18 protein-coding genes are annotated in these 20,706 nt (G+C 68.1%); 11 read left to right on the forward strand and 7 right to left on the reverse strand.

Features of this window, described 5'->3' with window-relative positions; genetic code table 11:
* Positions 1-7 precede the first annotated feature (7 nt).
* From BME24068_RS18480 to BME24068_RS18490, 3 genes are all read right to left on the reverse strand, one after another.
* Positions 8-685, reverse strand: a complete 678-nt coding sequence (locus BME24068_RS18480) for a hypothetical protein (RefSeq protein ID WP_174926944.1) — start codon at positions 683-685, stop codon at positions 8-10.
* 371 nt (positions 686-1,056) lie between these two features.
* Entirely contained in the window at positions 1,057-1,914 is an 858-nt protein-coding gene (locus tag BME24068_RS18485) for a PhzF family phenazine biosynthesis protein (RefSeq protein WP_174926945.1), read from the reverse strand.
* 190 nt (positions 1,915-2,104) lie between these two features.
* Positions 2,105-3,076: an AraC family transcriptional regulator gene (locus tag BME24068_RS18490; RefSeq protein ID WP_174926946.1), complete on the reverse strand. Its 972-nt coding sequence runs from the start codon at positions 3,074-3,076 to the stop codon at positions 2,105-2,107.
* Between the two features lie 94 nt (positions 3,077-3,170).
* Here BME24068_RS18490 and BME24068_RS18495 point away from each other — a divergent pair, with 94 nt between their 5' ends.
* Positions 3,171-4,004 (forward strand): oxidoreductase, encoded by an 834-nt coding sequence (locus tag BME24068_RS18495; RefSeq protein ID WP_174926947.1) that lies wholly within the window; start codon positions 3,171-3,173, stop codon positions 4,002-4,004.
* A gap of 347 nt (positions 4,005-4,351) precedes the next feature.
* A complete protein-coding gene (locus tag BME24068_RS18500; RefSeq protein ID WP_174926948.1) occupies positions 4,352-5,188 on the forward strand; it encodes an alpha/beta fold hydrolase in 837 nt (278 codons plus the stop codon).
* 153 nt (positions 5,189-5,341) lie between these two features.
* Here BME24068_RS18500 and BME24068_RS18505 read toward each other — a convergent pair whose 3' ends face one another.
* Entirely contained in the window at positions 5,342-6,757 is a 1,416-nt protein-coding gene (locus BME24068_RS18505; RefSeq protein ID WP_174926949.1) for a 3-deoxy-D-arabino-heptulosonate 7-phosphate synthase, read from the reverse strand.
* Positions 6,758-6,898: 141 nt separating this feature from the next.
* Positions 6,899-7,498 carry an NAD(P)H-dependent oxidoreductase gene (locus tag BME24068_RS18510; RefSeq protein ID WP_174926950.1) on the reverse strand — a complete coding sequence of 200 codons (600 nt, stop codon included), beginning with the start codon at positions 7,496-7,498 and terminating at the stop codon, positions 6,899-6,901.
* Between the two features lie 109 nt (positions 7,499-7,607).
* Here BME24068_RS18510 and BME24068_RS18515 point away from each other — a divergent pair, with 109 nt between their 5' ends.
* Positions 7,608-8,525: a LysR family transcriptional regulator gene (locus BME24068_RS18515; protein ID WP_174926951.1), complete on the forward strand. Its 918-nt coding sequence runs from the start codon at positions 7,608-7,610 to the stop codon at positions 8,523-8,525.
* Between the two features lie 231 nt (positions 8,526-8,756).
* Here BME24068_RS18515 and BME24068_RS18520 read toward each other — a convergent pair whose 3' ends face one another.
* Entirely contained in the window at positions 8,757-9,518 is a 762-nt protein-coding gene (locus BME24068_RS18520) for a 2-keto-4-pentenoate hydratase (RefSeq protein ID WP_174926952.1), read from the reverse strand.
* Between the two features lie 381 nt (positions 9,519-9,899).
* Here BME24068_RS18520 and BME24068_RS18525 point away from each other — a divergent pair, with 381 nt between their 5' ends.
* The 8 genes from BME24068_RS18525 to BME24068_RS18560 all read left to right on the forward strand — a co-directional run bounded on the left by BME24068_RS18525 (position 9,900) and on the right by BME24068_RS18560 (position 19,508).
* Complete coding sequence (locus BME24068_RS18525; RefSeq protein WP_174926953.1) at positions 9,900-11,135, forward strand: ABC transporter substrate-binding protein; 1,236 nt, start codon at positions 9,900-9,902, stop codon at positions 11,133-11,135.
* A 70-nt stretch (positions 11,136-11,205) separates the two neighbouring features.
* On the forward strand, positions 11,206-12,075 hold the full coding sequence (locus BME24068_RS18530; protein WP_096508549.1) for a carbohydrate ABC transporter permease: 870 nt from the start codon (positions 11,206-11,208) through the stop codon (positions 12,073-12,075).
* Positions 12,072-12,974: a carbohydrate ABC transporter permease gene (locus BME24068_RS18535; RefSeq protein ID WP_096508548.1), complete on the forward strand. Its 903-nt coding sequence runs from the start codon at positions 12,072-12,074 to the stop codon at positions 12,972-12,974. Before BME24068_RS18530 ends, BME24068_RS18535 begins: the two co-directional genes overlap by 4 nt.
* Before the next feature lie 4 nt (positions 12,975-12,978).
* Positions 12,979-13,767, forward strand: a complete 789-nt coding sequence (locus BME24068_RS18540; RefSeq protein ID WP_096508547.1) for an SDR family NAD(P)-dependent oxidoreductase — start codon at positions 12,979-12,981, stop codon at positions 13,765-13,767.
* Positions 13,764-14,909: a galactonate dehydratase gene (gene dgoD / locus BME24068_RS18545; protein ID WP_174926954.1), complete on the forward strand. Its 1,146-nt coding sequence runs from the start codon at positions 13,764-13,766 to the stop codon at positions 14,907-14,909. The genes BME24068_RS18540 and dgoD overlap by 4 nt, the downstream gene beginning before the upstream one ends.
* Before the next feature lie 31 nt (positions 14,910-14,940).
* Entirely contained in the window at positions 14,941-16,020 is a 1,080-nt protein-coding gene (locus BME24068_RS18550; protein WP_096508545.1) for an ABC transporter ATP-binding protein, read from the forward strand.
* A gap of 70 nt (positions 16,021-16,090) precedes the next feature.
* The gene (locus BME24068_RS18555) at positions 16,091-16,990 is read left to right on the forward strand and encodes an SMP-30/gluconolactonase/LRE family protein (RefSeq protein WP_174926955.1); all 900 of its coding nucleotides are present in this window, start codon (positions 16,091-16,093) and stop codon (positions 16,988-16,990) included.
* A gap of 136 nt (positions 16,991-17,126) precedes the next feature.
* Positions 17,127-19,508, forward strand: coding sequence for a glycosyl hydrolase family 95 catalytic domain-containing protein (locus BME24068_RS18560; protein ID WP_174926956.1), 2,382 nt, complete (start codon positions 17,127-17,129; stop codon positions 19,506-19,508).
* A gap of 100 nt (positions 19,509-19,608) precedes the next feature.
* Here the strand turns inward: BME24068_RS18560 and BME24068_RS18565 are convergent, their stop codons facing one another.
* Complete coding sequence (locus BME24068_RS18565; protein WP_240327449.1) at positions 19,609-20,595, reverse strand: LacI family DNA-binding transcriptional regulator; 987 nt, start codon at positions 20,593-20,595, stop codon at positions 19,609-19,611.
* Positions 20,596-20,706 lie beyond the last annotated feature (111 nt).

Raw genomic sequence — 20,706 nt, forward strand, 5'->3', positions numbered from 1 at the left:
ATCGCGCTCATGCGTAGGCGCGGATCAGCGTGTCGAGATTGCGTCGGGCGGCCGGCGTGAGCGGCGCGAATTCCGCGGACTGAAACAGCGGATCCTGGTCGCGCAGATGTTCGAGCGCTTGCCTGCGCCCGGTGCGGAATGCCGCCGACGGCGCGTCGGGGTCCTGCGCCCATTCGCGGGCGATCGCGCGATCGTATTCGCGCAGCCGCTCGGGCGCGGCCGCGAGGATCGCGAGATCGGCATCGAGAAAAATGCGTCCGGCGCGCTGCACGTGGGGATCGGCTTCGAACGCGTCGGGCAGCCGGTGCGCTTTCGTCGCGAGCACGAGTTCGTGCGCGATCGATACGTGCGATGCGTGCGCATGCCGCCACGCTTCAGCGCAGTGCGTTTGCACGATCTGCACGAGCCATTGCGCGCTGCGCGCTTCGTTTTCCGCATAGTCCGGCAGTGTCGTCGCATAGACGATGTCGTGCGCCCAGACGGCCAGCGCGATCGCCGGCCACAGCGGCTCGGCACGATACGGCGCGAGATGTTCGAACAGTTCCGCGAGGTGTGCGAGCGTGTGATAGAAGCGCTGCGGCTCGCGATACGCGCGCTCGACGAGCGGCCAGACGGCGGGCGTGCCGAAGCACGCGTCGCAGGCGGCGCGCAACGTATGCGCGAGGTCGGGGGCGAGGTCGTTCATGTCGGTGATCGGCTCGGGCGGATAATGCGCGCAGCATAGCAAACGCGCCGCGCATGCCGCGCTTCGACGCATCGTTTTCCGCTATCTCCCGGGCTTGTTTTTCGACGACGCGTCGTGCGCCGCGCGGGCACGCAACGTGTGTGCGCCTCGGCGAACAGCTTCGGAGTCGTTCTTGAACAACCGGCGCTCGCCGCGACACCCGGTGCTCGCGATCCGTGCGTTCGCAACGTTCGGACTGTGCGCGTGCGTCGCATCGACGGCGCCGGATGTTTCCATCATTACGATCCCGCGCCGGGACGTTTTCTCGAGCGGTACACGACGCAGCCGGGGCTGCGGTTCCATACGTCCAACGGGTTGAACGACAGCGGCCGCTATACGTCGATCACGCCGCGTCCGAGTGCCACCACACGGCCGCCGACGCCGATCGCGCCACGCTCGCTGACCGACAACCGAAGCAGGCAGGGCCGGCCGACGGCTTCGCCCTGTTCGATCTCGAACGCGGCGGGCAGCGCATGACGCGCGGCAAGCAGCCAGCCGCCCAGATTCGCACAGGCCGACCCGGTGCCCGGGTCTTCCGAAATGCCGCCCTGTTTCGCAAAGAAATAGCGGGAGACCACTTTCCCGGGACGATGCGGATCGAATGCGAACACATAGGCCGTCTTGCGGCCGAGGCTGCTGGCCGGCCAGCGATCGAGGTACGTGCTGTCGGGCCGTGCGCGGCGCACGGCCGCGGGGGTCTTGACGGCGACCAGCAGCTGGTCCGCGCCGGTGTCGACCCAGAGCGGCGGCGCGAGCAGATCGTCCGTCGTCAATCCGAGCATGGCCGCGGTGTCGGTATCGGGCAATGCGCAGGGCGCGGTTTTCGGCATGCCCGTGTGCGGCGCGGTGAACGTCCACACGTCGCCGCTCGCATCGACGTCGACCACGCCGGCCTTGAATTCGAGCGACAGCGCGTTGCCTGCCGCGAGCGTGTCGCGCACGACGTGCGCGGTGCCGAGCGTCGGATGGCCCGCGAACGCCATCTCGTAGCCGGGCGTGAAGATGCGCACGCGCGCATGCGCGCGATCCGACGGCAGCACGAAGGTCGTTTCCGACAGGTTGAACTGCACGGCCAGCGCCTGCATGGTCGCGTCGTCCATGCCGCGCGCATCCTCGAACACGCATAACGGATTGCCGCCGAACGTGGATTCGGCGAATACATTGAGCAGGCGGAACGCGTACGTGGTCATTCGAATCTCTCGGTGTGGCATGACGCAACGGCGCTCGTTCGGTGCGATACCGTCGTCGTGCGATCCGTCATTGTGCCTCGAAGACGCGCAGCAGGTGTCGCGCGACCGCGATCTGCCGCGCCTGCGGAATCGGGCCGGCGATTTCGATGCGGGCACAACGAATGTGTCTGTCGAAGCGCCGTTTCCGATCTCAATGCGACGATACATAAACGGCATCCTCGAACGCCTCCGGCAGCGCGAAGCGTTCGCGCATGCGCTTCGTCTCCTGCGCGGGCGTGAGGCCGAACAGCCGCTTGAATTCCCGGCTGAATTGCGACGGGCTCGTATAGCCGACGGCATAGCACGCGGCTTCCGCCGTCAGATCCTGACGCACCATCAACAGGCGCGCCTGATGCAGGCGCGTCGATTTCAGATACTGGATCGGCGACACCTGCGTGATCGCCTTGAAGTGACTGTGGAAGCTCGGCACGCTCATCCCGGCTTCCGCGGCCAGCTGCGGCACGTCGAGCGAGCGCGCGTAGCCGGTGTGGATCACGCGCAGCGACCGGCCGATCCGGCCGAACTGCCCGCGCATCGCGAGCGCGCTTCTCATCGCGCTGCCCTGCGCGCCGGTGAGCACGCGGAAATACAGCTCGCGCAGCAGCGCCGGGCCGAGCACCGCCGCTTCGAGCGGCCGGTGCATCGCCTCGACGAAACGCAGCACGCTCGTCTGCATCGCTTCGTCCATCGGCGTCGACATCATGCTCCGGGGCGCCTGCACGGGTTCCGCGGCGCCTTCGCCGTCGATCTGCGCGGCCAGCTCCGCCGCCATCGTGAAATCGAGGTGCAGATACAGCGCAAGCAGCGGCCGCGCGGGCGTCGCATCGGTTTCCATGCTGAACGGCACGGGCACCGATACGGCCAGGTAATGATCCGCGTCGTACAGATAGCGTTCGCCGCCGAAGTAGCCGCGCTTGCTGCCCTGGCAGACGATCACGATCCCCGGGTCGTACAGCACCGGCGTGCGCGACAGCGCGCGGTTCGAACGCAGGATGCGCACGCTCGGCAGCGCCGTCAGGTTGTAGCCTTCGTCGGGCGCCAGTGCGTTCAGCAGCGCAATCAGGCGTTTGCGGCTGCGCACGGACAGTGACGACGATGAGGCGGGGAGGGCGGCAGCGCTCATAGTTTTATACAAGAAGATTAGCGGATTCCGGCTTATTCGGCGTAGTGCGTCAGACTAACATGCATGCTTCGATCGATATTCAGGAGAAGCTCACATGGCATCCGGCAATCTCATCCTCATCACCGGCGTCAGCAGCGGCTTCGGCCGCTCGCTTGCGCAACAGGCGCTGGCCGCGGGTCACACGGTGGTCGGCACCGTGAGAAGCGAAGAGGCGCGGGCGGCGTTCGAAGCGCTGTCCGCGCACGCGGCGTTCGCGCGCGTGCTCGACGTGACCGATTTCGAGCGCATCGACGGCGTCGTCGCGGACATCGAGGCAAGCATCGGGCCCGTCGACGTGCTGGTGAACAACGCCGGCTACGGGCACGAAGGCATCATGGAGGAGTCGCCGCTGTCGGAGCTGCGCCGTCAGTTCGACGTGAACGTGTTCGGCGCCGTCGCGATGATGAAGGCGGTCGTGCCGTTCATGCGCGAACGTCGCCGCGGCCGGATTCTGAACATCACGTCGATGGGCGGCCACATCACGATGCCAGGCATCGCGTATTACTGCGGCAGCAAGTTCGCGCTGGAAGGCATTTCCGAAGCGCTCGGCAAGGAGCTCGAACCGTTCGGCATTGCGGTGACCGCGGTCGCGCCGGGCTCGTTCCGCACCGATTGGGCCGGCCGCTCGATGACGCGAACGCCGCGCGCGATCGCCGATTACGATGCGATCTTCGATCCGATCCGCCGTGCCCGCGAGGAGAAAAGCGGGCGGCAACCCGGCGATCCCGTGAAGGCGGCGCGCGCGATGCTCGCGATCATCGACGCGGAACGGCCGCCCGCGCATCTGCTGCTCGGTAGCGATGCGCTTGGACTGGTGCGCGGCAAATTGTCGGCACTGGAAGACGAAATTCGCGCATGGGAGGCGGTGACGGTTTCCACGGACGGTTGAGGCGCGATTTTCGTGCGGCGTCGTGTACTTGTACGGTTAGTTGCATTGCATGGCGACTGTCCGTTATCGGCGCTCGATGCACGTGACGTCGCCCACGTGGAGTTTGGAGACTGACGCGAGCGGGTCGGAACAGGGCATCCGGTGCGATATTGGGGCGCGTCGCGTCGCCGGCATGCCGCTCGTGCCGGAACCGCATCCGCTTCATGACACCGTCGCGGTTTTCCGCTACAACGAGGAGGGCTGCGTCGACTCGCGCGGTGTGCCGCCGCGCCGCAGCCCGACACCGACCCCCGCCCGGGCGGTCGGCCGGTACGCAATGTCTACCTATCCCAAAGGAGCCAGCAGCCATGCCGTACATCACCACGAAGGACAACGTCGATATTTTCTACAAGGACTGGGGCCCGAAGGATGCGCAGCCGATCGTCTTCCATCATGGCTGGCCGCTGTCCGCCGACGACTGGGATGCGCAGATGCTGTTCTTCGTCCGGAACGGCTATCGCGTGATCGCGCACGACCGTCGCGGCCACGGCCGCTCGGCGCAGGTATCCGACGGTCACGACATGGATCACTACGCCGCCGATGCGTTCGCGGTGGTCGAAGCCCTCGACCTGCGCAACGCGGTTCATATCGGTCACTCGACCGGCGGCGGCGAAGTCGCACGCTATGTGGCCCGCCACGGCGAGCCAGCCGGCCGCGTCGCGAAGGCCGTGCTGGTCAGCGCGGTGCCGCCGCTGATGCTGAAGACCGACGCGAACCCGGAAGGCCTGCCGCTCGACGTGTTCGACGGCTTCCGCAAGGCGCTCGCCGACAATCGCGCGCAATTCTTCCTCGACGTGCCGTCCGGCCCGTTCTACGGCTTCAACCGGCCCGGTGCGACGGTGCACCAGGGCGTGATCCGGAACTGGTGGCGTCAGGGCATGGAGGGGAGCGCGAAGGCGCACTACGAAGGCATCAAGGCGTTCTCGGAAACGGACCAGACCGAAGACCTGCGCGCGATCTCGGTGCCGACGCTCGTGCTGCACGGCGAGGACGACCAGATCGTGCCGATCGCGGATTCGGCGCTGAAGTCGGTGAAGCTGTTGAAGAACGGCACGCTGAAGACGTATCCGGGCTATTCGCACGGGATGCTGACCGTCAATGCGGACGTGCTGAACGCCGACCTGCTGGCGTTCGTGCAGGCGTAACGCGCGCGGCGCATGCCCGCTTCGGCGGGCTGCGCCGTGCTGGCCGGCAACGCCGGCCGTTTCGTTTTCGCGGGGCTTGCGTGAATCGTGCGTGATGCAGAAAGAGAACCGCGGCGCATGCGCGTTCAGCCGGTTCGCATGTTGCGCGGCGTGTCACGCCTCGTTCGCGGCGCTGTCGCCCGGATTGCCGAGTTCGCCCTCGATCGCGGCCATCAGATCGTCGACGCCCACCATCAGCGCGCGCACCTGACGCAGCGCTTCGTACTGATGCAGCACGGCGCGCCATGACGGCTGCTCCAGCAGCGCTTGCCAGATGACGCCGAGGCCGTGCCGATCGGCATCCGCTCGCTGCGCCAGCGCGCTCGCATATTCGAGGCTCGCCGGCGCCGACAGCAACTGCATGCGGCTCGCGGCGCCCAGCAGGCGCGGCGTCGGATCTGCCGCTGCATCGCAGCAGTACAGCACCTCGCGTTGCAGCGCCGCATCGTCGATCGTCAGCGCATGCAGCGACGCGCCGTGCAGCCGCACCGCGCCTTCGCGCGTGTCGAACGCGTAGACGGTATCCGGATCGGCTTGCGCGAGCAGGCTCAGGCCGCGCGTGAGACGCGGCAAATCGGTCGTCGCCGCATCGGCCGACGCTTTCGCCTCGACGAGAAACCGGACATGCCACGCGGCCGACGGATCGTCGCCGCGCGCGCGGTCGAGCAGCACCGCATCCCATTCGGTCTTCGCGCGATCGTGCTTGCCCGGTATCGACGACGGCACGCGCATCGACGTCACCACGCGATACGTGCGTTTCGCATCGTCCGCGTCGAGCTGGGCCGCCAGCGCGTCGAGCGCCTGCGCGGCCAGCGCTTCGACGGCCGCGCCGCGCTGTTGCGACGTCGCACCCTGCGCGACGGCGAGCGCGCTGCCTTCGAGCGGGCCCTGGCGTTCCCACAGCGTGCGGTATTGCCGGACGTCCGGATCCGGCAGCAGTGCGTCGAGACGCTGCAGCCGGCCGAGCGCCGGGTTGTCCTTCAGCTTGACGATGTCCTGTTCGAACGCGGTGTCGGTTGCCATTTCCGGTTGCGTGAGCAACTGTTGCAGCGTGGCGTCGAGATCGTGCCACGACGCATCGGCCGCCGCCGCATGCAGCCGCGCGAGCGGCGCGCGTTGCCACGCCTGTGCGTGACGCTCGAGCCGGGCCGGATGCGCGATCGTGTTGACGGCCGAGCGCAGCCTGCGCCGGTCCTGCTCCGCATGCGCGGCGAGCGACGCGTACTCGCGCACGGCTGTCGCGCCGTGCCGCAGCACCGCGGCCTGAAACGCGGGGTCGCCGGATCGTGCGTCGATGGCGTCGCCGATCATCCGCGCGAGCGCATCGACGAAGCGATGTTGCAGCTCCGGGCCGGGCGTGCGGCCGTCGGCCCGCACGCGGCGCGCTTCCTCGATCACGATCGCGATGACGGTGGCCGGATTCGCGGCGTCGGTCAGCGACGCCGCGCGCACGAGCGGCGGCAGCCGGAAACGGCGATCGACGGAGCACAGGACTTCATCCAGCAGGGCGGGCAACGGTGTCGGCGGCATGGCGAATGGCGGCGGTGAACGCGGGGCGCGCGTTCGTGACTTGCGATGTGCAACGGTATCACGCAGCGCCGGCATGCAGGGCCGGGCGTGGCGCGCCCGTCGTCATGCGCCGGCCGGCGCGGCCGCCATGGGCATGCGTTGTCACGCGTGCAGCGCGTCGATCTGCCTGCGTGCGTTCGCGAGCCCGGCGTCGAAGCCGTGCGGCTTCATGTCGAGCCCTTCCGCATAGACGAATTGCACGTGCCGAATACCCATCAGGCCCAGCACGGCGCGCAGATACGGCGTGACCGCGTCGGTTGCCTGCCCGACGTGCACGCCGCCGCGCGAGCTGAACACGATCGCGTCGACGCCTTCGACGAGCCCCGCCGGGTAAGTCTCCGTGTAGCGGAACGTCACGTGTGCGCGCGCAACCAGGTCGAACCAGTTCTTCAACGGTGTCGGCACGTTGAGGTTGTACATCGGCGCGCCGATCAGCAGCAGGTCGCTGGCTTTCAATTCCGCGACGAGCCGGTCGGACAACGCCACCGCCTGCTGCACGCGCCCGCTTTCCGCGCGGGCGCCGCGCAGCGCGTGGAACAGCGCGCCGTCGAGCACCGGCAGGTCGAGGCCGGCGAGATCGCGCACGACCACGTCGTCCTGGTGCCCGTTGGCCTTGCGCTGCGCGACGAACGCGTCGATCAGCGCGTTGGTCTGCGACCGGCTGCCGTTGAGGCTGGATTTCAGTACGAGAATGCGGGCCATCTGAATCGCTCCGTTCGACGATGATCAATGGAACCGATCCTATCACCCACTTTTTGTCTCAAAAAGCGATACTATTTCCGCTCAATGTAGTGTTTTTATCTCCAATCGCATGCGAAACAACCTGAACGGGATCGCCGTGTTCGTCGCGGCGGCGGAAGCGGACAACTTCGCGCAGGCCGCCGACGCGCTGCACATCACGCGTTCCGCGGTCGGCAAGAGCATCGCGCGGCTCGAGGCGCGGCTGGGCGTCGTGCTGTTCCAGCGCACGACGCGCAACCAGAGCCTGACGGACGAGGGCGCGCTGTTCTACGAGCACTGCCTGCGCGCGGTGGAGGCGATCCACGCGGGCGAGGCGCTGCTGGAAAGCGGCAAGTGGCAGATGAAAGGGCGGCTGCGCGTGTCGATGCCGGCGCTGTTCGGTCATCTGTGCGTGGCGCCGATCCTGATCGACCTCGCGCGGGAGCATCCCGAACTCGATCTCGACCTGTCGTTCAGCGACCGGACGATCGATCTCGTCGAGGAGCGCGTCGATCTGGCGGTGCGGGTCGGCACGCTGCCCGACAGCGGTGGCCTCGTCGCGCGTGCGCTCGGCGAGCACCGGATGGCTTTTTGCGCGTCGCCGGCGTATCTGGAGCGCAGCGGCGAACCCGCGACCGTCGATGCGCTCGTGCGGCACAAGGCGCTCGCCTATACGCGTCACGGTCACGTGCATCGCTGGCAAGTCGTCGTCGACGGCAGGACGGAGGAACTGCAGCCGCAAGCCCGCCTGCTGTCCGACGACTTGCGCGCGGTGCTCGATGCCGCGGTCGCCGGGCTCGGGATTGCATGGCTGCCGTACTGGCTGGTGCGCGACGGGATTCGCCACGGCACGTTGCGGGAACTGCTGCCGGATCAGCCGGGCGTCACCTATGCGATCCATGCAGTGTGGCCTTATGCGTCGCACCTGCCGCTGAAGGTCCGGGCGGCGGTCGATGCGCTCGTGAGCCAGCTTCCGGCGAGACTGGCGGCGGTGGAGGCGCGGGCGTAGCGCGTTGCGCCGGGTGCGGGCTGCGAACGCGACGATGAACGTGCGGCCGGCCTCGGCCGGCGGTCGTCTTGCGCCGAGTCGCCGCCGATGTGCCGCTGCACGCGGACGACAACGCGTATCGCCGCGTCTGCGGATTTGAAAAAGAATTGGGGGGCGTCGTCTGCGTCGTGGAGACGGCGTTGGCGGATACATCGACGCGGCGGGTGGCGAACACCCGCACAGCCCCCGGCGTCACGCCGTCAGCGTCACCGACAGGCTGCCGAGTTCGCCGAAGCGCACCGTCAGCGCATCGCCGAGCGGCACGTCGATCGCGCCCGCATACGAACCGGTCGTCACGATCTGGCCGGCCCGCGCGCCGTCGCCGCGCGACGCGAGGAAATTGACGAGCCACACGAGCGGCTTGAGCGGATCGCCGTCCGGATGGCGGCCGTCGATCGTGCGGTTCAGCGCGCCCTCGAACGACAGCGCGAGCGTCGCGAGCGGCACGTTCAGCCCGTCGGGCACGACGGGGCCCACGCACAGCCCCTGGTTGAATTGCCCGTCGGCGAGCAGTTCGAACTTCGACGCGCGCGCGGGCTCCGCAAAGCGGCAGCCCAGCACCTCGAGCACGATGCGCACTTCGCGGATCGCGCCGCGCACGTCGCTCTCGTCGTACGGCTGCGTGCGCGCGGGCAGGTCGCGATCGAGCACGAAGGCGATTTCCGGCTCGATGCGCACGATCGGGCCGCCGACGACGCGGTACGGGGCATCGGCTTCGCGGATCGTCGACGCGAAGATCGGCGCGACGATCACGCGGTCGGGCGGCGGCAGCGCGCATTTCCATCCGCCGACGGATTCGCCGAGCAGGTCGGCGACGCGATGCTGGATCGCGAGCGCGGTCTCGACGTTCTCGGGGCGCAAGGCGTCGGGCAGCAGCGGGCCGGGCACGCCGGCATGGCGGGCGGCGACGAGATGCTGGGCGGCGCCGTCCACGCGTTCGGTAGTCGTTGTCATGTCGGTTGAGCGAGTTGAAAGTGAGCCGGCAAAAAAGGGCCGGACGAAGGTCGCAACATCGATGATAGCGCCTTCGGCGTGCCGACCGCTCGGTCGGGAACGCACATCATGGCGCCGTGGCGCGCCATTGCACGCCGCCCAGCCGCACGCCGCCTGCCTGGCGCCTCCGGCTGGCAGCCGTCCGGCCGGCGCGTCTGCGGGTATCTCCTAATCGATCCGGACACACCGGCGCTTGCATGCCGGAGGCTTTGTGCGACACAATAGGGAAAGCGCTTTCCCAAATGAAGGACCGGGCGGGAAACGCAAGCTTCTTGCGCGATGCATCGCGGCTGTCGACCGCTCGCCTCACGCAACGATTCGACAACAACGTGGAGACAGCAGATGTTCAACAGGCTTCGAACGGCAACCTTCGCAGTCCTTTCCGTCCTGGCGGCGCAAGTCTGCGCCGCGCCGGTCACGCTCGACGTGACGGGCTGGAAGGGCGGCGGCGCCGAGCCCGCCAACATGGCGGCGTTGATCGCGAAGTTCGAGAAGGAAAACCCCGACATCAGGATCAAGTTCGAGTACATGTCGCGCAACGACACGACGACGGTCGTGTCGTCGCGGCTGCAGGGCGGCAACGGGCCGGACGTGCTGATGGTCGATCGCGAACTGATGCGGCAGTGGCAGGGCGCGCACCAGTTGCTCGACCTGAGCGGCGAGAAATGGGTGCCGACGATCTGGCGCGGCGTGCGCGCGCATACGCAGATCGGCGGCAAGACCTACATGCTGCCGATGGAGCTGGTCGGGATCGGCCTGTTCGCGAACCTCGACCTGCTCAAGCGCGCGGGCGTCGCGACGGTGCCGACCGACGTCGACCAGTTGAAAGCCGCATGCGGGAAGCTGGCCGCGGCCGGCGTCACGCCGATGCTGCTGCCCGCGAAGGAAGGCTGGGCGCCGGCCGCGCTCGTGATCGCGTCGGGGCTGTCGGCCGGCGGCGGCGATGCCGATGCGCGCGCCGAGTCGTTCGTCGGCGCGGGCAGCGCGCGCTTCGCGGCCGATCCCGCTTTCAGGCAGTCGGTGGCGGCGCTGAAGGTGCTGGCCGACGCGAAATGCTTCGTGCCGCGCCTGAACGACGGCGTGAGCGCGTGGAGCACGGGGCTGACCGAGTTCCAGGCCGGGCGCGTCGCGATGATGCCGCAGGGCGCGTGGAACATCGCGAAGTTCAGCGCGACGAAGGGGCTGTCGTTCCAGTTCGCGCCGCTGCCGGCGCTCGTGTCCGGCAACGGGCCCGTCGCGCTCGACATGCTCGGCACCGCGTGGGCGATCAATGCGGCGACGCATCAGGCCGATGCCGCGAAGAAGTGGCTCGCGTTCTGGGCACGCCCCGACAACGATCGCCAGTTCCTCGACGCGGAAGCCGGGTTCAGCCCGTTCGAAGGCGGTGCCGACGCGATGCCGCCGCAGGCGCAGCCGTATGCGGCCGTGCAGAAGAACGGGCACGTCGTGCTGTATCCGAAGGGCGTATGGAGCGGCGGGCTGTTCACGGCGATCTGGAATTCGATGTCCGCGTATTTCCTCGACATCGGGCAGGACCCGGCCAAGCTGCTCGCCCGCTGGGATGCCGCCGCGCGATGAACCGTCTGCCCGCTGACATTTCCCGTGCCGCGCCCCGTCGCGCGGCGCGGTTCGACGAAGGAGGCGCGTGATGAAGCGCAACCGGACCTTGTTGTGGTGCGCCGTTCCGGCGCTCGCGCTCTATGCGCTGCTGAGCCTGTATCCGCTGTTCAAGGCCGCGCGGATGAGCCTGACGGATTTCTCCGGCGTGGGCGACGCGCACTGGATCGGGCTCGCGAACTACGTCGCGGCGTTTCGCGATCCGGCGAGCCTGCATACGCTCGCGGTCACGTTCGCGTACGCGGCGATCGTCGTGATCGTGCAGAACGGGCTCGGGCTGCTGTTCGCCGCGCTGCTGTTCTCGCTGCCGCGGCTGCGCGGCGCGTTGCGCGTCGGGCTGCTGGTGCCGAGCATGTTCTCGGCGGTGATCGCCGGCTTCGTGTGGGAGTACCTGTACTCGCCGCTCGGCGGCGGCATCAACGAGCTGCTGCACCTGGTGCATCTGGACGCGCTGCAGCAGGTCTGGCTCGGCGATCCGTCGGTCACGCTGCCGGCCGTCACGGCCGTGCACGTGTGGATGTACGTCGGCTATTCGACGGCGATCTTCCTGGCCGGCTACCTGAACATTCCGTCGGAGCTGCACGACGCGGCGAAGCTCGACGGCGCGAATGCATGGGTGCGCTTCACGCGGATCGACCTGCCGCTGCTCGCGCCGGCGTTCACCGTGAACATCACGCTGAGCACGATCGGCACGCTGAAGACCTTCGAGCTGCCGCTCGTGCTGACCAACGGCGGGCCGGACGGCGCGACGACCACGCTCGGGCTGCAGATCTTCCACAGCCTGTTCAACGACTACAAGTTCGGCTTCGCGAGCGCGCTGTCGATGATCATGCTCGCGATCGTCGTGGTGGTCGCGACCACCCAGAACACGATCCTGCGCCGCCGGGAGGACAACCTGTGAACGTCATCCGTCAACGCTTTCATGCGGACCATCCGGCCGCCGGCACGTCGGGCGGCGGGCTGCGCGCGGCCGCGCTGCTGCGCCGCATGCCGGGGTTCGCGCGGCTCGTCGCTGCAATCGCGATCGTCGCGATCGTGCTGCTGCCGACGATCTACATGGTGCTGATGTCGCTGCGCACCGGCGACGACATCATCGCGCGCCCGCTCGGCCTGCCCGACCACGTGTTCTTCGGCAACTACGCGGCCGTGTTCACGCAGATGAACTACTGGCGCAGCGTCGCGAACACGATCGGCATCACGCTCGCGGTCACGTTCCTCGTCGCGCTGCTGTCGTCGCTCGCCGCGTATCCGCTCGCTCGCGTGAAGGGCCGGCTGTCGACCGCGGTCTACATCGTGCTGACGCTCGGCCTGACGATCCCGATGTTCGTCAGCCTGACGCCGCTCTACGTGCTGTTCCGCGACCTGCACCTGCTCAACACGTATCTCGGCGTCGTGCTCGCGTACACCGTGCAGAGCCTGCCGCTCGGCGTGTTCTTCTATACGAGCTTCCTGAAGCGGATTCCGCTCGAACTCGAGGAAGCCGCGGTGATGGACGGCTGCAGCCCGCTGCAGGTGTACTGGTACATCGTGCTGCCGCTGTTGCGGCCGATCACCGGCACGCTCGCGATGTTCGTCACGCTGTCGGTGTGGAACGACCTCGTCTATCCGCTGCTGTTCCTGACCGACTCGTCGAAGTTCACGATCACGGTCGCGGTGTTCCGCTTCATCGGCACCAACGACATCGATCCGACCAAGCTGTTCCCGGCGGCCGTGATGGGCACGCTGCCGCTGCTCGTCCTGTTCTTCCTGCTCCAGCGCAGGATCGTCGCGGGCATCACGGCCGGCGCGGTCAAGGGGTAAAACCATGATGAATCCATTCGAATCGCTCGACGGCCGCGTGGTCGTCGTCACGGGCGGCGGCGACGGCATCGGCCTCGGCATCGTCGATGTGCTCGCGCAATGCGGCGCACAAGTCGTCGTCGCGGAGAAGAACGCCGCGCGCGCCGACGCGGTGCGCGAACGGCTCGGCGGCCGCGACGCGCTGTTCGTCGCGACCGACGTGGCCGACCCCGCGAGCGTTGCCGCGCTGTTCGAGCGCGTCGACGCGCATCACGGCCGGCTCGACGGGCTCGTGAACAACGCGGGCATCACGCTGCACGGCCCGTTCGACGCGTTTTCGCTCGACGACTGCGACCGCCTGTACCGCACCAACCTGCGATCGATGTTCCAGTGCGCGCAGCTCGCCGCGCCGCGCATCGCGCGCGCCGGCGGCGGCGCGATCGTCAACATCGCGTCGAATCATGCGGGCGCGAGCGTGCCGGGCTTCGAGATGTATGCGGCGACCAAGGGCGGCATCGTCGCGATGTCGCGCGCGATGGCGACGAGCCTCGCGCCGCAGCGCATCCGCGTGAACACGCTGAGCCCCGGCTTCACGCTGAACGCGCCGATCGGCGCGGCGCTCGAGCGCGATCCCGCGCTGCTCGACGCGTATCGCGCGCTGCACCCCGCGCAGCGCATCAACGAGCCGGCCGATATCGGCCGGATCGCCGCGTTCCTGCTGTCGGACGCGGCGATCGGCATCGCCGGCGCGGATCTCGTCGCCGACAACGGCATGTCGGCGCTGCTGTTCAACCGCACACGTTCATCCACATGAAGATCACCGAAATCGAAACATTCGCGGTCGCGCCGCGCTGGCAGTTCGTGAAGGTCGGCACCGACGAGGGGCTGGCCGGCTGGGGCGAGCCGATCGTCGAAGGGCGCGCGGCCACGACCGCCGCGGCCGTGCACGAACTGGCCGACTACCTGATCGGCCGTGACCCGCGGCACATCGAGGACCTGTTCCAGGTCATGTATCGCGGCGGCTTCTATCGCGGCGGCCCGATCCTCACGAGCGCGATCTCGGGTATCGAGCAGGCGCTGTGGGACATCAAGGCGCGCGCGCTCGGCGTGCCCGTCTACGACCTGCTCGGCGGCCCGGTGCGCGACAAGGCGCGCGTCTATGCGCACGTGAAGGGCGACACGCCCGACGAGATGGCCGCGAATGCGCGGCAGCTCGTCGAAGCCGGCTATACGGCACTGAAGATGGGCGTGGTCAACGCGACCGACTGGATCGAGTCGCCCGCGTCGATCGATCGCGCGGTGGCCCGCTTCGGCACGGTGCGCGACGCGATCGGCAAGGAGGTCGGGCTCGGCATCGACTTCCACGGCCGCGTGCGGCGCCCGGTGGCGAAGGCGCTCGCGAAGGCGCTCGCGCCGTTCGATCCGATGTTCTACGAAGAACTGCTGCTGCCCGAACACAACGATGCGCTGCGCGAGGTCGCACGCGACTGCGCGGTGCCGCTCGCGACCGGCGAACGGCTCTTCACGCGCTGGCAGTTCAAGGAACTGCTGCAGGAAGGCGTCGTCGACATCGTGCAGCCCGACGTGAGCCACACGGGCGGCATCTGGGAACTGCGCAAGATCGCGGCGATGGCCGAAGCGTACGACGTCGCGGTCGCGCCGCATTGCCCGCTCGGCCCGCTCACGCTCGCGGCGTCGCTGCAGATCGATTTCTGCACGCCGAACGCGTTCATCCAGGAGCAGTCGACCAATGTGGCCTATCACGACGACAACGCGATGTATGCGTACACGCGCGGCATCCCGTTCGCGTTCGACGCGGGCTACGTCGCGCGTCCGGATGCGCCGGGGCTCGGCGTCGAGATCGACGAGGAGAAGGTGAGAGCGGCCGCCGCGACGGGGCACCGCTGGCGCAATCCGGTGTGGCGCCGCGAGGATGGTTCGGTGGCCGAATGGTGACCGGCACGAACGGACGAGGAGAAACGCAATCATGGCAAGTGTGACGCTCAAACAGATCCGCAAGCGCTACGACGACGGCGCGGACGTGATCAAGGACGTCAGCCTCGACATCGAGGATGGCGAATTCATGGTGTTCGTCGGTCCGTCGGGCTGCGGCAAGTCGACGATGCTGCGGATGCTGGCGGGGCTCGAGGAGATCACGTCGGGCGACCTGCTGATCGACGGCCGCCGCGTCAACGACGTGCCGGCCGCGAAGCGCGGGCTCGCGATGGTGTTCCAGAACTACGCGCTGTACCCGCACATGACGGTGTTCGAGAACATGGCGTTCGGCCTGAAGCTCGCCGGCGTCGACGCCGCCGAGACACGCACGCGCGTCGGGCAGGCGGCCGAAGCGCTGCGGCTGTCCGCGCTGCTCGAGCGCAAGCCGAAGGCGCTGTCGGGCGGCCAGCGGCAGCGCGTGGCGATCGGTCGCGCGATCGTGCGCAAGCCGGGCGTGTTCCTGTTCGACGAACCGCTGTCGAACCTCGATGCGGCGCTGCGCGGCGGGATGCGGCTCGAACTCGCGCGGCTGCATCGCGAGCTCGGCAGCACGATGATCTACGTGACGCACGACCAGGTGGAAGCGATGACGCTCGGCGACCGGATCGCGGTGTTCAACGGCGGGCGCATCGAGCAGGTCGGTTCGCCGCTGTCGCTGTACGAGCAGCCGGCCAATCATTTCGTCGCGTCGTTCCTCGGCTCGCCGTCGATGAACTTCCTGCCGTGCCATGCGCACGGCGGCGCCGATGCGATCCGTTTCGACGTGCCGGGCGGCTCGCTCGCCGCGACGCCGGACGACCCGCGCGCATGGCCGTCGGGCGCGTTGCAGCTCGGCATCCGGCCCGAGAACCTCGTCGTCGGCGCGCCCGGCACGGGGCTCGACGGGCGCGTCACGCATGCCGAGCATCTGGGCGACGCGACGATCGTCTATGTCGAGCTCGCGGGCCACGACCGGCCGCTGTCGGTCCGGCAGAACCGCGACGCGTACACGGTCGCAGCGGGGCAGCCGGTCGGCGTGCGCGTCGACATGCGGCACGCGCACTTTTTCGACGACGCGGGTCGCGCACTCTGAATCCGGCCGGCACGCAGGTTCCGCCCGCCGTTCGGCGGGCGGCCGAAGTCACGCATAAACAAGACATTCGATGACGACAGTAAAACTGGTACAGGGCGCGAACGCGATCCTGGGTGAGGGCCCGCTGTGGTGCGAACGCTCGGCGTCGCTCTACTGGATCGACATCAAGCGCACCGCGCTCTACCGCTACACGCCCGGCCAGGGCCAGACGGGCTTCTGGCTGCTGCCGGAGCTGGCCGGGTGCGTCGCGAGCGTCGACGACGGGCGGCTGCTCGTCGCGCTGAAAAGCGGCCTGCACCTGTTCGACCCCGCATGCGGCGCGCTCGAACGGCTGGCCGATGCCGGGCACGCGCGGCCGTCGCTGCGCTACAACGACGGCGCGGTGGATGCGCGCGGGCGTTTCTGGGTCGGCACGATGGCCGACGACGGCGACGGCCCCGGCGATCTGCATTGCTTCGAACACGCGCGTGCGTCGCGCGTCGCGGTGGCCGGCTTCGCATGTGCGAACGGGATGGGCTGGAGTCCGGACGGCACGACGATGTACGTGACGGACTCCGGGCGCCGCACGATCTTCGCGTACGACTTCGATGTCGACGCGGCGCAACTGTCGAACGCGCGGCCGTTCGCGACGTTCGACGATGCGCGCGGCGTGCCCGACGGGCTCGCGGTCGATGCCGAAGGCGGCGTGTGGTCGGCGATCTGGGACGGCTGGCGGCTGCATCGCTATGCGCCGGACGGCACGCTGGACGCGGTCGTCGAGATGCCGGTGCAGCGGCCGACGAGTGTCGCGTTTGGCGGCGCCGATCGCGCGACGTTGTTCGTCACCTCGGCATCGGTCAACGTCAGTGCGGACGGGTTGTTGCGCGGGCCGCTCGCGGGCAGTTTGTTCGAGACGCGGCCGGGCGTGGCCGGGCTTGCGCCGCATTGCGTCGCCGCGGAATGGGCCGAGGCCGCGACGACGTCCGGGTGAACACGGCAAGCCCGGTATCGAATTCTGGAAGGGCGGCAGGCAGACAGATCGCTCTCGATCCTGCCGATCGACGTCACCTGAAACGGGGGTAGCAATGTCATATGTTCGAGCGGGCCATGTTCTGGTCATGTCGGGAATGCTTGGCTTGATCGTGTCGGGGTGCGGCGGCGAAGCGGACAGCGTGCCGGGTATGAGTCAAAGCGCCGGCGTGCCGGAAGCGGCTGCATTTCAGGTGGACCGGCCCAACGTCGTGGGCCGCTCGAATATCGTGCTCGGCAGCCCCAATCTGTCGAACACGCAGGCGATGCCGCTTGGCAACGGCCGGTTGGGCGCGGCTGTCTGGTCGGAAAACGGCCTGACCGTCCAGCTCAATCGCAGCGACACGCTGCCGAAGCGGCTTTCGCCCGGTCAACTGGTCGTTCCAGGGTTGTCGACGATCACGCGTGCCGCGGATTACCGCGGCGTTCTCGATCTGTATAACGGCGAATTCCGCGAAAGCGGCGGCGGCATGACGGCCACGGCCTACATTCAACCCGACACCGATGCGCTGGTGATCGATGTGACGGGTGCCGATCCGGCCAGGCCGCAGACGGCCACCCTGCGTCTGTGGTCGCCGCGCACACCCACGGCGAGCGTCGCGGGACAGTCGATCGGCGTATTGTCGCAAGCGTGGGTCGACGGCAAGGCGGGCGACGCGGACGGCAGTTCCGGACACGCCTTCGGCGCGCTGGCCGCGATCACCGCAGTGGGCCGGAACGTCACCGTTTCGACGGCGGCCGACTCGCTCTCGGCGACGGTCGGTTTCACGCCGAACGCGGACGGAACGTTTCATATCGTCGTCGGCGCGCCGCACTACGACGGCAGCCAGGCTGTGCCGGCACTGGCGAGCGCGAGTGTCTCGGACACCGCGCCGGCGGCGCATGCGCAATCGTGGAACGCCTTTTGGGCGCGGACCGGGTTGATCAAGCTGACTTCGTCGGACGGTAGCGGCGAATACATGGAGAATCTGCGGAATTTCTATCTCTATTCGGCGCAGGCCGAGAACAAGGATACGTATCCCGGCTCGCAGGCCGGTGTCGGCGACTTGTTTGCCTGGACAGGCGATGCCCATCGCTGGGACCCGGCCGGATACTGGCACTGGAATCTGCGCATGCAGGTCGCGGCGAACCTGTCGGCCGGCCTGCCCGATCTCAATGCGCCGTACTTCAATCTTTATCGGGACAACCTGGCCAGTATCAAGGCGTGGACCCAGGCCAATATCGGCGGAGACGGAACGAGCGCTTGCGTGCCGGAGACCATGCGGTTCAACGGAAACGGAAAGCAGATCAACAGTGCCGGGGTACTGGTGTCGAACTGCAGCGCGAGTGCGGGGGCCAACTACAACGCCCGCACGCTGTCGACCGGGGCGGAGGTGTCGCACTTCATCTGGTCGCAGTACCTGGCGACCGACGACTTGGGCTTCCTGGCCAGGCACTATCCGTTCATGGTGGCGGCCGCCCGCTTCATGCTCGGCTATCAGCGTGTCGGCGTGGACACGCTGCGCCATACCGCTCCGACCAACGCGCACGAGACGCAATGGGACGTCCGGGATTCGACCACCGATCTCGCCGCGATCCGGACGCTTTACGCCGATACCTTGAATGCGAGCCAGGTGCTGAAACGCGCCGGTCAGTCGATCGACGGCACGCTCGTGAGCGAGCTCGACGCGGCGTTGCCGCTGACGCCGGATTATCCGCGCACGCAGTCGTCGGGGGCGCTGACGCTGCTGCCCGCATCGGCCGATTCGGCCGGCACGGATGTGATCGCCGATTCGTACTTGCCGGCGGCGGCCAACCGGAATTCCGAAAACATCGGTCTGGAGCCGCTCTGGCCGTTCGACCAGATCGGCGATACGTCGGCGCTGTATGCCGTGGCACGGCGGACATTCGTCAGTCGTCCATACAAGACGACGAACGACTGGAGTTTCGACCCGATCCACGCGGCCCGGCTCGGGCTCGGCGACGAAGTCAGGCAGACGCTGATCACGCTAACGGAAACGTATCAGAAGTATCCGAGCGGCTTCGCGCAATTCGCCGGCTCGGGCGAGCCGTATGTCGAACAGACCGGCGTGGTCGCGGCGGCCCTGGCGGAGTCGCTCGTGCAGGACTACGACGGCGTCATCCGGATTGCGCCGGCCGTGCCCGGCGGGTGGGACTATGACGGGACGGTATTTGTGCGCGGCAATACGCGGGTCAACGTGCAGGTTCGCCATGGCATTCCGGTGACCGTCGTGATCGAGCCAGGTTCGAATGCCGCGCTGACCGTGCGCAATCCGTGGCCCGGCACTGCCGTCACGGCAACTTCGGCCGGACAGCGCCTGCCCGTCACGACGCAGGGCGCCAACCTGATACTGCAACCCGGCGGGACGCATGCGATCGTCATGAGAAGTGCTGCTGTCGCGAGTTTGCCGCCCGCGCCGGTCAGTGGAACGGTTGCGACGGCCGCGAAACATCTCGGCCCGGTTCAGATCGGCCTGTAAGGTGCGCGTTCGGCAGGCGGGCCGGCTATTCCGGCCGTCGGCCGCGGGCCGGCCGTTCCGGTCGCGTCGTAGCACCCCGGGACGCCGCGCATCGCGTCCATCACGTGCGCCGCGACCGGGCTGTCGATTCACGGACGACGAGCCATGCATCGAGCATCGTATGCGACGCGGGCGATTTGCCCGCGAGCGCATCGAGCAGCGTCGTCATCGCGACTTCGCCTGCGCGCTCGGTTTCGGTGTCGATCGATGTCAGCGTGGGCGAGGTGAGCTTGCCGAGCTCGAGGTTGTCGAAGCCGCATACGGCGACGTCGCGCGGGATCGCGATGCCGAGCCGTTCCGCTTCCTTGATGAAGCCGGCCGCGATCATGTCGTTGTAGCAGATCACCGCGTCGGGCGGGTCGGCGGACAGCATCACCGATGCGCACACGCGCTCGCCGTCGGCGACGGTCGCGCGCGGCACGCTGAACGTCTTCAATGGCAGCCCGGCACGCGCGAGCACTTGCGCCGCGCCAGCACGCCGTTCGTTGTCGGCGCGCGCGTTCGGCAGGCTGATGTACGCGAAGCGCTGATACTTTTCCATCAGCAGGTGCTGCGCGAGCAGTTCGCCCGCGCGGGTCGAATCGGAGCAGAGCGTGAGCAGGCCGTCGCGCGGCGCGGAGCCGACCGCGACGACCGGCTTGCCGAGGCTCGCGGTCCAGCGCAGGTCGTCGTCGGGCATGCTGGTGTTCAGGATCAGCCCGTCGACGCGCCGGCTCAGCTTGGTCAACGCCGGCCGTTCGCCCTTGCGGTTCTCGTCGGCATCGACGATCAGGACCACGAAATCGTTGCGCTGCGCGATCCGGTTCACGCCCTTGACCATCGCGGTGAAGTACGGGTTGAGAATGTCCTGGATCACGACGCCGACGGCGCCCGTCTGGCCGGTCGCCATCGAGCGCGCGAGCGGGTTCGACTCGTAACCGAGCTGCGCGATCGCCTCGGCGATGCGGCGCTCGACGTCGGGCGAGAAGCGCTTCGTCTTGTTGATGAACTTGGAGACGGTTCCGATGGAGACGCCGGCTGCGGCGGCGACTTCGTTGATCTTGGCCACGATGAAAGTGTGTGTCAGTGCATTTTGCCGGCGAGCATAGCATGCGCGCCGACGGCGGCGACCGTGCGGCAATGCTGGATGCATGCCGCGCGGCCGGACTCGGTAGTATCC

Origin of the sequence: Burkholderia anthina, assembly GCF_902498995.1 — a bacterium.
Taxonomy (GTDB): domain Bacteria; phylum Pseudomonadota; class Gammaproteobacteria; order Burkholderiales; family Burkholderiaceae; genus Burkholderia; species Burkholderia anthina.

What these genes read in the sequence shown, in the direction of transcription:
- BME24068_RS18480 (WP_174926944.1), bottom strand. Translation starts at nt 685, where the DNA reads ATGAACGACCTCGCCCCCGACCTCGCGCATACGTTGCGCGCCGCCTGC.
- BME24068_RS18485 (WP_174926945.1), bottom strand. Translation starts at nt 1,914, where the DNA reads ATGACCACGTACGCGTTCCGCCTGCTCAATGTATTCGCCGAATCCACG.
- BME24068_RS18490 (WP_174926946.1), bottom strand. Translation starts at nt 3,076, where the DNA reads ATGAGCGCTGCCGCCCTCCCCGCCTCATCGTCGTCACTGTCCGTGCGC.
- BME24068_RS18495 (WP_174926947.1), top strand. Translation starts at nt 3,171, where the DNA reads ATGGCATCCGGCAATCTCATCCTCATCACCGGCGTCAGCAGCGGCTTC.
- BME24068_RS18500 (WP_174926948.1), top strand. Translation starts at nt 4,352, where the DNA reads ATGCCGTACATCACCACGAAGGACAACGTCGATATTTTCTACAAGGAC.
- BME24068_RS18505 (WP_174926949.1), bottom strand. Translation starts at nt 6,757, where the DNA reads ATGCCGCCGACACCGTTGCCCGCCCTGCTGGATGAAGTCCTGTGCTCC.
- BME24068_RS18510 (WP_174926950.1), bottom strand. Translation starts at nt 7,498, where the DNA reads ATGGCCCGCATTCTCGTACTGAAATCCAGCCTCAACGGCAGCCGGTCG.
- BME24068_RS18515 (WP_174926951.1), top strand. Translation starts at nt 7,608, where the DNA reads ATGCGAAACAACCTGAACGGGATCGCCGTGTTCGTCGCGGCGGCGGAA.
- BME24068_RS18520 (WP_174926952.1), bottom strand. Translation starts at nt 9,518, where the DNA reads ATGACAACGACTACCGAACGCGTGGACGGCGCCGCCCAGCATCTCGTC.
- BME24068_RS18525 (WP_174926953.1), top strand. Translation starts at nt 9,900, where the DNA reads ATGTTCAACAGGCTTCGAACGGCAACCTTCGCAGTCCTTTCCGTCCTG.
- BME24068_RS18530 (WP_096508549.1), top strand. Translation starts at nt 11,206, where the DNA reads ATGAAGCGCAACCGGACCTTGTTGTGGTGCGCCGTTCCGGCGCTCGCG.
- BME24068_RS18540 (WP_096508547.1), top strand. Translation starts at nt 12,979, where the DNA reads ATGATGAATCCATTCGAATCGCTCGACGGCCGCGTGGTCGTCGTCACG.
- dgoD (WP_174926954.1), top strand. Translation starts at nt 13,764, where the DNA reads ATGAAGATCACCGAAATCGAAACATTCGCGGTCGCGCCGCGCTGGCAG.
- BME24068_RS18550 (WP_096508545.1), top strand. Translation starts at nt 14,941, where the DNA reads ATGGCAAGTGTGACGCTCAAACAGATCCGCAAGCGCTACGACGACGGC.
- BME24068_RS18555 (WP_174926955.1), top strand. Translation starts at nt 16,091, where the DNA reads ATGACGACAGTAAAACTGGTACAGGGCGCGAACGCGATCCTGGGTGAG.
- BME24068_RS18560 (WP_174926956.1), top strand. Translation starts at nt 17,127, where the DNA reads ATGCTTGGCTTGATCGTGTCGGGGTGCGGCGGCGAAGCGGACAGCGTG.